This is a genomic window from Pseudomonas sp. PME37.24/025 (genome assembly GCF_055556615.1).
Genome location: NZ_JBVHNK010000362.1, coordinates 1 through 256, shown reverse-complemented (window position 1 = coordinate 256; position 256 = coordinate 1). Strand labels below are relative to the sequence as shown.

Here is a 256-nt window from a genome sequence, read left to right as displayed (position 1 = left end):
AGGTCACGCCCATCATGACGGGCATGCGGATGCCGAATTTCCAGAGGCCGGCACTCTGGATGATGGTCACCAGCCCGCAGCAGAACAGGTCGGCACTGATGAGGTAGGCGATCTCGGACTTGGGCAGGTTCAGCGCACCACCGATGATGAGCGGCACGGCAATCGCGCCGGCATACATCACCAGCACGTGCTGCATGCCGAGGGCAAAGAGCTTGAATACGGGTAGGCGTTCATCCACCGGATGGCGAGTGGCTTG

At 61.3% G+C, this 256-nt stretch carries 1 protein-coding gene; it reads right to left on the bottom strand.

Annotated features, from left to right (window positions below):
* Nucleotides 1-256 (bottom strand): solute carrier family 23 protein (locus ACZ3HH_RS30700; RefSeq protein ID WP_465810445.1); only part of this gene is annotated, 256 nt, incomplete at both ends.